Source organism: Pseudomonas fluorescens, from assembly GCF_902497785.1.
Classification (GTDB): domain Bacteria; phylum Pseudomonadota; class Gammaproteobacteria; order Pseudomonadales; family Pseudomonadaceae; genus Aquipseudomonas; species Aquipseudomonas fluorescens_BO.
In genome coordinates this window covers 191,541-205,113 of the sequence record NZ_CABVHK010000005.1, presented here as the reverse complement: position 1 = coordinate 205,113, position 13,573 = coordinate 191,541, and the positions used below count along the sequence as shown (strand labels likewise).

The following is a 13,573-nucleotide window of genomic DNA, read 5'->3' as shown; positions in this document are numbered from 1 at the left end:
TCCCTCATTGCCATGATCGATGGTAAGCACCCAGGGTGGTCTGGCTGCCTTCGGACAGACCGGCCAGCACCTGGCGCCATTCCTCCTTGACGCGAAAACTGCCCGGTGCGCCGCGATGGGCATCCAGCGCCGCACGCCAGACCCGGGTCACTTGTTCAACATAGGCCGGGCTGCGCTGGCGGCCTTCGATCTTCACGGCTTCGACGCCGATGGCGGTCAGCTCCGGCAGCAGGTCCAGGGTGTCGAGGCTGGTGGGTTCTTCCAGCGCGTGAAAGCGTTTGCCGTCCACCAGGAACCGGCCCTTGCACAAGGTCGGGTAACCGGCCGGTTCGTCGGGGGTGTAGCGGTCGATCAGCACTTCGCTGAGCCGCGCACTCAAGCCTTCGGCGTCCTCGCTCCAACGCACCGCCTTGGCCGGCGAACAGACGCCGCACAGGTTTGGCGACTCGCCGGTGATGTACGAAGACAGGTGGCAGCGTCCTTCGGCCATGATGCACAGGCTGCCGAAGCCAAACACTTCGATGGGTACCGGGCTGCTGGCCGCGACCTGACGCACCTGCGCCAACGACAGCACCCGTGGCAGCACCGCGCGGCGAATCCCGTAGCGCTGCGCGTAAAATTCCAGCGCGGCGGCGTGAGTCGCCGAACCCTGAACCGACAGGTGAAGGGCCAGTTGCGGATGGCGTTGACTGGCGTAGTTGAGCACCCCGGGGTCAGCGGCGATCAGTGCATCCACGCCGAAATCGGCGGCCCGGTCCACCGCTCGCTGCCAGCGCTCCCAGCCCTTGGGTTGCGGGTACGTATTGACCGCGACGTACAGCTTGCGCTGGTGCTGGCGGATGTGAGCGACGGCGGCGTCGAACTGTTTGTCATCCATGTTCAGCCCGGCGAAATGCCGGGCGTTGGTGTCATCGCGAAAACCGACATACACGGCATCCGCGCCTTGGCGCACCGCCGCTTTCAGTGCAGGCAGATTCCCTGCCGGGCAGACCAGTTGCATGGGTAATCCTCAGAAAAATCGCGCTGCCAGTCTAGCCAGACCGGCAGGCACAGCCTTGACGGCAATCAATTGCCCTCACTGCATCAGGTCGGCGAAAGACAGGAACATCACGTTGTCGTGCTTGCGCACCTGCTGTTCGCACTCGATCACCGCCAGCCCGTCAGCCCAGCACGCGGCCGTCAACATCGCCGAGCTTTGCTGCGGGTGCAGTTCAACGTGCAATTGGCCATCGGCGCCGGGCGCCAGTTTCGCCCGCAGGTACTGCCGACGCTTATTGTGTTGCAGCCAGTCGAAGCCGGCTGGCACGGCCAATGGTCGCGGCATCACGTCGGTCACACCTTGGGCCCGCAGCAGAAACGGACGCACCACCACCAGCGCGGTAATCAGTGCCGCCGACGGATTGCCCGGCATGCCGATCCACGGTTTGCCTGCCACTTCGCCGAAGGCCAGCGGCTTGCCGGGCTGAATCGCCAGCCGCCAGAAATCGACGCTGCCCAGTTCCTGGATAGCGTGCTTGAGATGATCCTCCTCACCGACCGAAACGCCGCCGGTGCTGAGCAACAGGTCGCATTCGGACGACGCCAGACTCAAGGCATGCCGACTGGCCGCCAACTCATCGGCCATGACGCCATAGTCGTGCACTTCGACGCCCCAGCCGCGCAACAACGCCGCCAGGCAATAGCGATTGCTGTTGTAGATTTGCCCCGGTGCCAGGAGATCGCCCGGCTCGCGCAATTCATTGCCGCTGCTGAGCAGGCACACTTGCAGCGGTCGATAGACCTCGACCTGCGCAATGCCGGCACCGGCCAGCAACCCGAGCTCCTGAGCGCGCAGGCGCTTGCCGGCCTTGAGCAAAAGGTGACCGCGGCGAACCTCCTCGCCTTCCTTGCGAACGTGATCGCCCACGCAGACCGGTGGAAACCAGACGCGCTCGCCATCGACGCGGCAACGCTCTTGCGGCACAACGGTATCGGCGCCCGGCGGCAAAGGCGCGCCGGTAAAAATCTGCACCGCTTGCTGCGCAAGCAAGGGCGAAGATGCCTGATCGCCCGCAGCAATTCGTCCGCCAATCGACAAACCACCGCCATCCGCTGGCAGGTCAGAGGCCCTGAGCGCGTAACCGTCCATGGCACTGTTGTCCCAGGCCGGGAGGTTGACCGGGGAATGGATATCCGCAGCCAGCACCCGACCCATCGCTTGATCGAGGCTGATCGTTTGCACTTGAGGCGGCGGCGGAGCCTGATCGAGCAGACGGCTGATCGCCTCGTCCACCGGCATCAGGTGGACGAGGTCACACACCCGGCCGGTCATGAGCGAGTCTCGCAGGCCTCAATGGCGCGCTGCGCCTGAGGTTTCAGATGCGGGGCGAAATTGCAGGGGCCGGTGCGACTGTCCAGCTGTTCGAGCAGGATCTTGTTCCACGCGGTCCGGCAGGCACCGGGCGAACCGGGGACGCAGCACACCAGCACGCCGTTGCTCATGCCGGCCAATGCCCGGGATTGCAGGCTGGACATGCCGATTTCTTCGAGGGACACCTGGCGGAACAGTTCACCGAAGCCTTCCACGTGTTTGTCCAGCAAAGGCAAAACAGCTTGCGGCGTATTGTCGCGAGCGGTGAAACCGGTGCCGCCGGTCATCAGGATGACTTGCACTTCAGGGTCGGCGATCCACCGGGAAACGGTGGCGCGTATCTGGTAAATATCGTCCTTGACCAGCTCACGATCGATCAACACATGCCCGGTGGTTTGCAGCAAATCGGTGAGGGTTTGTCCGGAGGTGTCGGTGTCGAACGTGCGTGTATCGCTGATGGTCAGCACGGCGATGTTCAGGGGTTCAAAGGTGCGTTGCGCCAGATGGGCCATAGTCAGGTCTTCCCATGGATTAGGGTATGACGCAAAGCCTGAACCGGATTGCGCGATGAGCCTATTCCTCGAAGGAGGTACCTCGTTGGGCGGAATGAGTTGATGGGCGTCGGCCAGGTTTTCAAGGTGCCCAAAAGATCGCAGCCTTCGGCAGCTCCTACAGGCGTACGCGTTTTCAATGTAGGAGCTGCCGAAGGCTGCGATCTTTTACGCTTCAAGGCGCCAGGCGATTGCGTTTCCACACCCCCTCATGCAACCGGTAATCCATCCGGTCATGCAACCGGTCGGTCCGGCCCTGCCAGAACTCCATGCGATCCGGAAGCAGGCAGTAACCGCCCCAATGTTCGGGGCGCGAGACGGTGTGGCCGACGAAGCGCTTGATGGTCTCGGCCAGCATCGACTCCAGCGCAGCCCGACTCGCCAGCGGAGCGCTTTGCGGGGAAGCCCAGGCGCCGAGACGGCTGGCCATGGAACGGGACTCGAAGTAGGCGTCCGACAGCGTCGGGTCAAGCCTGGACACCCGGCCTTCGATCCGCACCTGGCGCTCCAGTGCCGGCCAGAAAAACGTCATGGCGGCATAAGGATTGGCCGCCAGTTGCTGACCCTTGCCGCTCTGGTAGTTGCCGAAAAAAGTAAAACCCTGCTCGCTGAAGCCCTTGAGCAGCAGCACGCGGCAGTGCGGCCGCCCTTCACTGTCGACGGTCGCCAACGTCATGCTATTGGCTTCGACAGGCGCGCGCTCGGTGTCGCGAGCCAGTTGCATCCATTGCTTGAACATCGCCAACGGATCATCCAGCGCGTGCTCGTCCTGCAAGCCGTACAGGGTGTAGTTGCGGCGCATCTGGGCCAGGGACAGCGGCATGACAGTGATCTCCGGAAGGTTTTGCGCAGTGTGCGAGGCACTGCGCACCTGGACATTGACCACCATCAACACTACCGATTACTTGAGCCGCAGCCGCCGCGCCAGTTTGTGCAGGTTGCTCGGGTCGACTTCCAGAATCCGTGCGGCGCTGGCCCAGTTTTCCCCGGACAGGCTCAGGGCCTGGAGGATTTTCTTGCGCTGGTAATCATCGACCGCTTCACCCAGCGGCTGGAACGGCAGATCAGGTGTCACGTCTGCGGACGGCTCGACAACCACCCCGGGGGCGCTCGTCGCACTGTCGAGATCGAGAATCTCCGGTTCCAGGGTCATGATCAACGCGCGACTCGTACCGCGACTGAGCTGCTTCAACGCGGCTCGACTGATGACGTGCTCCAGCTCGCGCACATTGCCCGGCCAAGTATAGGCCAGCAAAGCGCGCTCAGCTGCCGGCGACAGGCGCAAACCACGCAGCCCCAGTCGCGCCCGATTGAGCTCGAGGAAATGCCCGGCGAGCATCAACACGTCATTACCGCGTTCGCGCAACGACGGGATCGGCACCGGGTACACCGAGAGCCGGTGATACAGATCGGCGCGAAACAAGCCTTCGCGAATGCTGTCCGGCAGGTGCCGGTTGGTGGCGGCGATGATACGCACGTCGACGTGCAGCGGCTTGTCGGCCCCCAGTCGCTGGATCTCGCCATTCTGCAGGGTGCGCAGCAACTTCGCTTGCACACTCAAGGGCAACTCGCCGACTTCATCGAGAAACAGCGTGCCACCGTTGGCCGCATCGAACCGCCCGGCGCGGTCACTGGTGGCGCCGGAAAAGGCGCCTTTGACGTGCCCGAACAATTCACTCTCCGCCAACGACTCCGGCAACGCCGCGCAATTGACCTGAATCAGCGGCTTGTGGCTGCGCCGGGAAAGACGATGCAAGCGCCGGGCGAACAGCTCTTTGCCAACGCCGGTCTCACCCAACAGCAACACCGGCAAATCGGAGTCGGCCAACACGTCCAGCTCATTCAGCAACTGGTGCAGTACCTCGCTTTGCCCGAGGATCTCGCCCTCCTCGACCGGCATGCGCAAATCCTGGGGATCGCTGCGGGACAGGCGCAAGCTGCGGTTTTCCTGTTCCAGCCGGGTGACCCGCACCGCCGCTTCGATCTGCAAGGTGCAGCGTTTGAGTTCCTCCCGCGCACGGCTGTCGAAGGTCCCGGCGTGCAGCGCATCGAGGGTGATCGCGCCCCAGATCCGGCCCTCGACATACAGGCTGACGCCCATGCAGTCATGCACCGGCAGAGGTTCGCCGACGTGGTTGTCGAGCAAGCCGTCGTAAGGGTCCGGCAGGCGGCTGTCGGGCTCGAACCACACCGGCTCGCGCGACGCCATGATCGCCGCCAGCCGTGGATGCTGGGCGATGACGAACCGGCGTCCCAACGCTTCATGCACCAGCCCGACCGTCGCCACCGGCCTCAGGCTGTCGTCGTCCAGACGCAACAATCCCACCGCGCCACTGTTGAAGTATTCGCGCAGGGTTTGCACCAGTCTTTGTAACCGCACGGCATTGGGCAACTCGACGATCAGGTCGGCGGCCAGGCTTTCACGCAGCATGGTAGTAATTACCCTCTATGGTGGGATTCACCCTAATGCGTCGGGGTGCACATCACCACACCTAAAATTTAATTGCGAATTATCAATCGGTTAACTGTGGCATGGCAGATGCAATGAGTCTGGGAACCGTTGAAACCCAAACAAGGAACCCTGATGAACCATCCCCTGCTGGAACAAAGCCTCGGCCAACTGGCCTGCGACATTCCCGGCGCCACCCGGATTTTTCACTCGTTCAAACTGGACTTTTGCTGCGGCGGTCATAAAAGCCTGCGCGAAGCGGCCCTCGGCAAAGACCTCGATCCGCTGCTGATAGCCGATGCCCTGCACACGCTGCAAGACACCGGCGAAACCCAGCACGACTGGCGCACAGAAACGACCGAGGCGTTGATCGCCCACCTCCTTGCGCGCTATCACGCCCGCCACCGCGAGCAACTGCCGGAACTGATCCGCCTCGCTCGTCGCGTCGAGCACGTACATGGTGCCCGCAGCAGCTGCCCCAACGGCCTGGCCGACCTGCTGACCGACATGCAGCAAGAACTCGAAGGCCACATGCTCAAGGAAGAACAAGTGCTGTTCCCGATGCTGCAACAAGGCATCGGCCCCCAGGCCGCACCGCCGATTCAGGTGCTGCGTTTCGAACACGATCAACATGGCGAAGCGCTGGAGAAGATGCTCGCCCTGACCCACCACATCACCCCGCCGGCCGATGCCTGTAACACCTGGCGCGCGCTCTATCGCGGGTTGCTGGAATTCAAGGATGACCTGATGCAACACATCCATCTGGAAAACAATGTGCTGTTCATCAATGCCCTTAACCCGCGTCCTTGATCGAAGACAGTGAGATCGCTTTCGCGAGAAAGCCCGCTTCCACAGGGTGGACGTATTCCAATGTGGGAGCGGGCTTGCTCGCGAATGGCGTCACACCGATTCACAGGTTGTCCGGCGCAATCAACCCTGCCAATAGAACATCGCCTTGGCCAGGATCACGATCAATACCATGTGCGCAAGAATGCTGCGGCGAATCCAGCTCGCTCGGGTCGTGGACAGACGTGCGCGTTTCAGCCAAAACGCCAGCAGCAAATAATGGCCGATGATGCTCAGCGCCAGAATGATTTTCAGGCTCAGTAATGTGCCAAAGCTGCTGGCCAGCGGCTGGCTCAATGCGCCGCGGTGCTGCCACGCCAGCGCGATGCCGGCGCCGTACAACAGCAACACCACGCCATGCAGAACCTTGCGCGAACGCACGGCAATCGCTTGATCCGCCGTTGCTTGCGCGGTGGCGGCCAACGGCTGGCGAGCGTGATGCCAAATGACCACCTCGAAAAACAGCGTGCCGATAAAAGCGATGGCTGCCAGCAAATGCGTAACCAGTAAAAAGGGGTACATCAGCGACAGCCTCCATTCGTTGGCCTGCTCATCCCGGATGACCGTCTACCCGGGCCCGCAACAGCATCGGCCCATAACGCCAGGCATACAGCGCAAAGCCCAGCGTCCAGCACAGGCCGGCCAGCCACAAGGCGGGCAACGGGAAAAACACGATCAGCACGACCCGACTCAGACACGCCAGGTTGAGCAAAATGAACGCCAACGTCATGCCTGACGGCGGCTCCAGCGCACGTCCGGTATGCCCGAGGCTGACCCGCGCAATCATCGCCAGCACCAGACCGCCTATGGCGCCGATGGTCAGGCAATGCACCGCCAGGCTTGGGTTGATCGACACGCCGAAATGCCACAGCGCCATGCCGACGCACGCCAGCGCCAACCAGCCGTATGCCAAGTGCAGCGACCACAACAACGGCACGCGCCACAGTCCGCGATCATGCCAGCGCACCAAACGCACCAGATGCCCGGCACCCAGCGCTGCGAACAGCAGGCCCACCCAGACATTGGGGTTGAGCGCAGGCCCGACGGCGTACAACAACGCAACCAGTGGCGAGCCGATCAGCAGCAGCCAATCCAGCCACGGCCAGGGCGCAACGGCGTCAACCCGACCGAGGCCGCGCTGGGTGAAAAACGGAATCACCCTGCCGCCGATCAACCCCATCATCGCGGCCACCAGCCAGAGGCCGGTGAGCACGCCCTGGCGCTGCCAGCCTTCATGCCCTTCGATCAGCCCGAACATAGACAACGCGTCGGCCCCGGCCAGCAGCAACAGCACCACCACAATCGGGTAGTTACGTTGCTGCCGAACCTTCCACAGCGTGAAGCCCATCAAGACCGCGACCGCCAGCGGAAACGCCATTTCCAGCACCACCAGTACCGGCCAAGGCGCATTCACCAGCCAGGCCACGCGCGCCAACAACCACAGCAACGCCAGCGCGGCCAGCGGTGTGCCGCTGAGCCCGGGGCGACCGGTCCAGGTCTGCACCGCCGTCAACAGGAAGCCCGCGATAATCGCCAGGCCGAAGCCGAACAGCAGTTCATGGCGGTGCCAGCCCAACCAGCCACCGGCCGGCTGCCAACCGGACAACGACCCGCTGAAGGCCACCAGCCACAGGGGAATGGCCAACACGGCGAGAAGGCAGCCGGCGAGGAAAAAGGGCCGAAAGGCCAGACGGAACAGCGGCGCGATGGCCATTGCTTTACGGCGGTCAAGCACTTGCATAAAGCCACTCCTTTAACGTGTTGCAAACCCGGCGCCCGGCTGCATGCGCCGTGGTAATGCAGGTGCAATTATCGGGCATTGCCGATGCATTGCCTTTGTCGCAGATCAAGTGTGCAAGGGGCGTGCCTCGGAGTTGATTGGAAACCATGTGGTGAGGGGATTTATCCCCGTTGACTGCGCAGCAGTCGTTAATAACGGCTGGTGCGTTCTTGAAGGTGTAGCGGTGCAGGATTTTTGGGAGCGCTTCGCGCTCCAGCGGGGATAAATCCCCTCACCACAGAATTTCTTCACAGGGTTTAAATGACCCTAGCAGGGTCTTTTTTACCCTTATTGAGAGGGTTGTTTTAACCCTGATGTTAAATAACCGCAGTAAACAAAGCCCTCAACGCATGGCCCGCGTCTTGCTCAAGCTCAGGAAAATCTTAACGTTTCAATTTCCGGGAGCCGTCATGAAAAAAGTTGTCCAGCCACTGGCCTGGTTTGTGGTGTTGACCTCCGTTCTGGCGTTGGCCAGCGGCATCTCTCTCGGCCTCGTCTGATTTTTTGATCGCAAAGCCCTCCCCCTTTTCAGGATGAATTCCCATGGTGCTTCATCGCGTCCATCACCAGATTTTGCGTAGCCATCATTTGTTCGAGCCGTTGAACGACGAACAACTGGATGAATTGATGAGTACCAGCCACCTCCTCAGCATCGACAAAGGCGAACCGCTGTTCCGTCAGGGCGAGCCGGCCGATTCGTTTTACTTTGTGATTGCCGGGGCGGTGAAGATCTACCGCCTGACACCCGACGGGCAGGAGAAAGTCTTCGAGGTCATCAGCGATAGGCAAACCTTCGCCGAAGCGATGATGCTGATGGACACGCCGAACTACGTGGCCTCGGCCGAGGCGGTGTGCCCGACTCAGCTCTACCGGTTATCCAACAGCACTTACATGCGCCTGCTGCAGAGCAACAGCCGTTTGACCTTTGCGCTGCTGGGCAAGCTCTGCGTGCGTCTGCATCAACGGGTCAACGAAATCGAAACCCTGTCGCTGAAAAACGCCACGCACCGGGTCGTGCGTTATTTGCTGACGCAACTGGTGCGCCAGCAAACCGTCGGCAGCCAGTTCGAACTGCCGATGGCCAAGCAATTGATTGCCGGTCACCTGTCGATCCAGCCGGAAACTTTTTCGCGGATCATCCGCCGCTTGATCGATGAAAAAATCATTACCCAGGACGGCCGCCAGATCGCCATTCTCGATCGTCCGCGTCTGGAGCAATTCGAGTGAACGCGAAGCCCGTCTGCCTGTATTGCCAACACGCCAATCGATCCACTGAAACCGAATGCCGCCAATGCGGCATGCCCCTGCCGGCATTGGCCGCGCGCGCCGGGGAACGCCGGCAGCGTAGGTTCACGTGGTTTTGCATCGGCCTGACGATCTTTTGCGTGGCGATGTTTTTCTGGTTGCCACGCTAAAGCTGCGATGGACCTGTAGGAGCGAGCTTGCTCGCGATGGACCTGAGGGCGATGCGTTTACCCAGGTAACACGCGTTATCGTTAACGTTCATCGCGAGCAATCGAGCGTCGACCGGCTGCTCCTACAGAACGGCTCAAGGCTGGGTCAGCTGGCGATACAACTGCGGCAAGCGCAGCGGTAGTTGTTCCGGTTGGCGGATCAAGGTGTAGCCATTGGCGCCGAACATGTAAGGCAGGTAATCCCCGGCCTCGCGATCAATCGTGATACAGAACGGCGTCAACCCCTGGCGCCGCGCTTCCCGCACCGCCTCGCGGGTGTCTTCCACACCGTAACGCCCCTCGTACAGATCCAGATCATTGGGCTTGCCATCGGTCAGCAGCAGCAACAGCTTGCTGCGTCGTTTACTGCTGCCCAGCAGTTGGGTGGCCTGGCGAATCGCAGCGCCCATCCGGGTGTAGTAACCCGGCTTGAGCCCCTGGATACGACCGCGGGTGTGGTCGTCATAGCGCTGGGTGAAGGACTTGAGTTCCTGCATCCGCACTTGCTGGCGACGCAATGAGGAAAACCCGTACAGGGCGAAATCATCACCGAGCACCGACAGGGTTTCGCCGAACAGCAGCAGGCTGTCGCGGATCACATCGATCACCCGGTGCTCATCGTTCAGGTGCGCGTCGGTGGACATCGACACGTCGGCCAGCAACAGGCAGGCGAGGTCGCGACGGGTTTGCCGTTGTTCCATGAACAACCCGCGTTCGGCAGATTGGCCATGCTCGCGCTCGACGTGAAAATCCAGCCAGGCCTGCATGTCCAGTTCCGAGCCCTGGGGTTGCTGGCGTAGCCACTGCCGGTCATTGCGCAGGTGCTCGAACTGGCGCCGCAAGCGGTGAGCCGAAGCTTTCAGCCGTTGCGGCAATGGCTGCGCTTCACAATCGCGGGGCACCATCATTTGCAGGTTGACGAAACCGTCTTGCAGGCGCTGCTGGCGATAGTCCCACTCCGGCAATTTGATGCCCTCGCCCAGCGGAATATCGTCGACATCCGTCGGCGGCAGATCCAGGTGCAGCTTGAGACCGCCACCCTTGCGCAGACGGGTGCGCGACAGGGTCAGTTCATCGAGGTCATCGGCGACTCTGGCGGCGTCCGGGTCTTCGCTGTCGTCCGACCAGCGATCCAGATCGACATGTTCGGTCCAGCTGAACAGGTTTTCCAGGCGCACCACCAACAGCCCGCCATCGCGGCTGCTTTCATCGATCCGCGTGGCCCGTTTGCGCCCGCCTTTCTGTTCACCAGGCGGCGTGGTCAACGACTCTTCAGATTCATCGCCGAGGTCGGCAGCCTGCGGGCTGGCGAGGTGTTGCGGCGGGTACAGCCACAGCGGCAGCGGCCATGCGGCGCGGTCGCTGCGCGGAAAATGTTCGACGCTGCCCGGCTCGCGCAAGGCCTGGCATAACGCTCGTTCCAGTGCGGCTTCGCTTTGGTTCATCGAAGCGGGATCGGGGCGCAATTGCAGGTGCGCATCGACCAGGCGCTTGTAGCGGGCGCGCAACGCCGGGAATCGCTGCAGCAGTTGTTGCGTCCAGCGCTGATTGTCCCGGCCCCAGTGGCGCATCGGACCGGCCTGCGCGGCCAGCAGCGCGAGCCAACGATAGAGCTCTTCGTTCAGCGTCACCTCAGGAAACACCGCGAGGCTCGACGGCAAGCGCAGGTTGGCCGCATCACACCACGCCAGCGGCACTTGCTTGCAGGTCCCGGCGATCTGCTGCAAGACGTTGCGCCGCAGCAGCAGATCGCGGTCGCTGGCCGCTTCCACACCGACCCCATTGGCGCCGCCCATGGCGCGAAACAACAGCGCCAACGGGCGTTGCTGGCTGATCAGTTCGACCCGCGCTTCGGGAAAATCCGGGCTGGCGCGTCGGGTGATGAAACGGTGCCAGACACTGCCGACCCACTCTTCCAGTTCGACGGTAAAGGCCATGCTGTTTACCCTCTTGCAAAGCAAAAAAAACGGCCCGCTGTCTCAGCCGGGCCGACCTTTTCTAGCGCTGATGCAGACTCATGACGGAACCACGGCGGCCGGGGCGCGCAAGGCCGCGCGGCCACGTTGCTTGAAGCTGAACAAGTAGCAGAGCAACCCGGCGAGGAAACCCACACCGGAACCCAGTCGGGCCCAGAACAGCACCTGCAAATGTTCCATCGTGGCCATGAACGGCAACGCGATGCCGTCGGCCTGCCAGCGTTGCAGATAGACCTGCACGACACCGGCAGCGGTGAGGAACAGCGTGATCATCACCATCGACAGTGTCATCAACCAGAACCCCCAGATTTCGAGGGTCTGCGAGCGCTCGTCACCGGCTTCACCCAACCCGCGCAAGCGCGGCATGGCGTAGCTGATCAAAGTCATTACGATCATCGCGTAAGCACCGTAGAAGGCCAGGTGACCGTGAGCGGCCGTCAGTTGCGAACCGTGGGTGTAGAAGTTGACCGGTGCCAGTGTGTGCAGAAAACCCCAGACGCCAGCCCCGAAGAACGCCGTCACCGTGGTGCCCTTGGCCCACAGCGTGGCTGCGCGATTGGGGTGTTGCCGGCGACGGTTCTTCACCATGCTGAAGGCGAAGATCACCATGGCCAGGAACGGCAGCGGTTCGAGCGCGGAGAAGATCGAGCCGACCCACAGCCAGACCTCGGGCGCACCAATCCAGAAGAAGTGGTGACCGGTGCCGATGATCCCGGTAATCAGCGCCATCGCGATGATCACGTACAGCCATTTCTCGACGACTTCCCGGTCCACGCCGGTGATCTTGATCAGGACGAACGCGAGCATCGAACCCATGATCAGTTCCCACACGCCTTCCACCCAAAGATGCACCACCCACCACCAGTAGAACTTGTCACGCGCCAGGTTGCCGGGGTTGTAAAAGGAGAACAGGAAGAACACCGCGAGGCCGATCAGCCCGGTCATCATCACCATGCTGACGGTCGTTTTGCGCCCTTTGAGCAGGGTCATGCCGATGTTGTAGAGGAAACCCAGGCACACCACCACAATGCCCATCTTGGTGATGGTCGGTTGCTCGAGGAACTCCCGGCCCATGGTCGGCAGTAACTCGTTGTGGGTCAGCCGGGCCAGGCCCGCGTAAGGCACCAGCAGGTAACCAAGGATGGTCAGCACACCGGCCGCTGCGAACACCCAGAACAGGATGATCGCCAGTTTCGGGCTGTGCAGCTCACGGTCGGCTTCTTCCGGAATCAGGTAGTAAGCCGCGCCCATGAAGCCGAACAGCAGCCAGACGATCAGCAGGTTGGTGTGCACCATCCGCGCCACGTTGAAGGGAATGATCGGGAACAGAAAGTCTCCGATCACGTATTGCAAGCCCATGATCAAACCGAACAGCACCTGACCGAGAAACAGGATCAGGGCAAACACGAAGTACGGTTTGGCCACGGCTTGCGAGGCGAATTTCAGATGTGGATTGGCAATACTCATCGCTCAGCCCTCCTTGTTTGGCGGCCAGCCATTGGTGTTGATTTTCGAGCTCCACTTGAGGAACTCGGCGATGTCATCCACCTCTTGCTCACTCAACTTGAACTGCGGCATCGCGCGCCGGCCTGGCACACCCAGCGGCTGCATTTTCATCCAGGCATGCAGGAAAGGCTTGAACCCCTCCTCACCGCCGCGACGCTGGAACACGTTGCCCAGCTCAGGCGCAAAGTACGCGCCCTCGCCCAGCAGCGTATGGCAGCCAATGCAGTTGTTTTGCTCCCAGACTGTCTTGCCGCGAATCACCGACTCGGTTAATTGCGCTTCATTGCTGCGCTCCGGGAAGGTCTGTTCCGTGTGATAGGTCAAGGCCAGGAATATCAGGAAGAAGAAAACGCTCCCTCCGAAATAGATATTCCTGGCCATGCCTTTGGTGAAGGTCTCTGACATGGTCGCTTCCTCTTTGCTTGGCCCGTCCATGATAGGAAGCGAAGGGTTGAAACCTGCTTGATGGCGATCAAGAAAGCCAGATGGTTATGGTCGGGTATTGGGGGCAACGCAGATTGCCATGCCCCACAAACTTCAAACTGTGGGAGCGAGCCTGCTCGCGAATACGGGGGTCAGGCGACGGGTTTTTTGATGTACATATCCATTCCTGCGGTAACGACTGCTATTGGTTCCGCTCTTACAGCGGGTTACTTGGAAA

General features: G+C 61.5%; 13 protein-coding genes. 3 read left to right on the top strand and 10 right to left on the bottom strand.

The window, feature by feature from the left end:
- Positions 1–4 precede the first annotated feature (4 nt).
- From ubiU to norR, 5 genes are all read right to left on the bottom strand, one after another.
- On the bottom strand, positions 5–1,000 hold the full coding sequence (gene ubiU / locus F8N62_RS09585; RefSeq protein WP_150710737.1) for a ubiquinone anaerobic biosynthesis protein UbiU: 996 nt from the start codon (positions 998–1,000) through the stop codon (positions 5–7).
- Between the two features lie 75 nt (positions 1,001–1,075).
- Complete coding sequence (glp, locus tag F8N62_RS09580) at positions 1,076–2,311, bottom strand: gephyrin-like molybdotransferase Glp (RefSeq protein ID WP_150710736.1); 1,236 nt, start codon at positions 2,309–2,311, stop codon at positions 1,076–1,078.
- Entirely contained in the window at positions 2,308–2,862 is a 555-nt protein-coding gene (moaB, locus tag F8N62_RS09575; RefSeq protein WP_150710735.1) for a molybdenum cofactor biosynthesis protein B, read from the bottom strand. Before moaB ends, glp begins: the two co-directional genes overlap by 4 nt.
- Positions 2,863–3,076: 214 nt before the next feature.
- A complete protein-coding gene (gene pdxH / locus F8N62_RS09570) occupies positions 3,077–3,724 on the bottom strand; it encodes a pyridoxamine 5'-phosphate oxidase (protein ID WP_150710840.1) in 648 nt (215 codons plus the stop codon).
- A 78-nt stretch (positions 3,725–3,802) separates the two neighbouring features.
- Positions 3,803–5,332, bottom strand: a complete 1,530-nt coding sequence (gene norR / locus F8N62_RS09565; RefSeq protein ID WP_150710734.1) for a nitric oxide reductase transcriptional regulator NorR — start codon at positions 5,330–5,332, stop codon at positions 3,803–3,805.
- A gap of 153 nt (positions 5,333–5,485) precedes the next feature.
- Here norR and ytfE point away from each other — a divergent pair, with 153 nt between their 5' ends.
- The gene (gene ytfE, locus F8N62_RS09560) at positions 5,486–6,160 is read left to right on the top strand and encodes an iron-sulfur cluster repair protein YtfE (protein WP_150710733.1); all 675 of its coding nucleotides are present in this window, start codon (positions 5,486–5,488) and stop codon (positions 6,158–6,160) included.
- A 120-nt stretch (positions 6,161–6,280) separates the two neighbouring features.
- Here ytfE and F8N62_RS09555 read toward each other — a convergent pair whose 3' ends face one another.
- Both F8N62_RS09555 and F8N62_RS09550 read right to left on the bottom strand, forming a co-directional pair.
- Positions 6,281–6,718, bottom strand: coding sequence for a hypothetical protein (locus tag F8N62_RS09555; RefSeq protein WP_150710732.1), 438 nt, complete (start codon positions 6,716–6,718; stop codon positions 6,281–6,283).
- A 28-nt stretch (positions 6,719–6,746) separates the two neighbouring features.
- Positions 6,747–7,937, bottom strand: coding sequence for an NnrS family protein (locus F8N62_RS09550; RefSeq protein ID WP_150710731.1), 1,191 nt, complete (start codon positions 7,935–7,937; stop codon positions 6,747–6,749).
- A 582-nt stretch (positions 7,938–8,519) separates the two neighbouring features.
- Here F8N62_RS09550 and F8N62_RS09545 point away from each other — a divergent pair.
- Together F8N62_RS09545 and F8N62_RS31845 are read left to right on the top strand one after the other, a co-directional pair.
- On the top strand, positions 8,520–9,203 hold the full coding sequence (locus tag F8N62_RS09545; protein ID WP_150710730.1) for a Crp/Fnr family transcriptional regulator: 684 nt from the start codon (positions 8,520–8,522) through the stop codon (positions 9,201–9,203).
- Positions 9,200–9,391: a protein DnrP gene (locus F8N62_RS31845; protein WP_150710729.1), complete on the top strand. Its 192-nt coding sequence runs from the start codon at positions 9,200–9,202 to the stop codon at positions 9,389–9,391. The genes F8N62_RS09545 and F8N62_RS31845 overlap by 4 nt, the downstream gene beginning before the upstream one ends.
- 134 nt (positions 9,392–9,525) lie before the next feature.
- On the opposite strand, the gene F8N62_RS09535 is transcribed toward F8N62_RS31845, so the two are convergent.
- From F8N62_RS09535 to F8N62_RS09525, 3 genes are all read right to left on the bottom strand, one after another.
- Positions 9,526–11,367: a nitric oxide reductase activation protein NorD gene (locus F8N62_RS09535; protein ID WP_150710728.1), complete on the bottom strand. Its 1,842-nt coding sequence runs from the start codon at positions 11,365–11,367 to the stop codon at positions 9,526–9,528.
- Positions 11,368–11,445: 78 nt separating this feature from the next.
- Positions 11,446–12,873 carry a cbb3-type cytochrome c oxidase subunit I gene (locus tag F8N62_RS09530; RefSeq protein WP_150710727.1) on the bottom strand — a complete coding sequence of 476 codons (1,428 nt, stop codon included), beginning with the start codon at positions 12,871–12,873 and terminating at the stop codon, positions 11,446–11,448.
- A 3-nt stretch (positions 12,874–12,876) separates the two neighbouring features.
- Complete coding sequence (locus tag F8N62_RS09525) at positions 12,877–13,317, bottom strand: c-type cytochrome (protein WP_150710726.1); 441 nt, start codon at positions 13,315–13,317, stop codon at positions 12,877–12,879.
- Between the last annotated feature and the right edge of the window lie 256 nt (positions 13,318–13,573).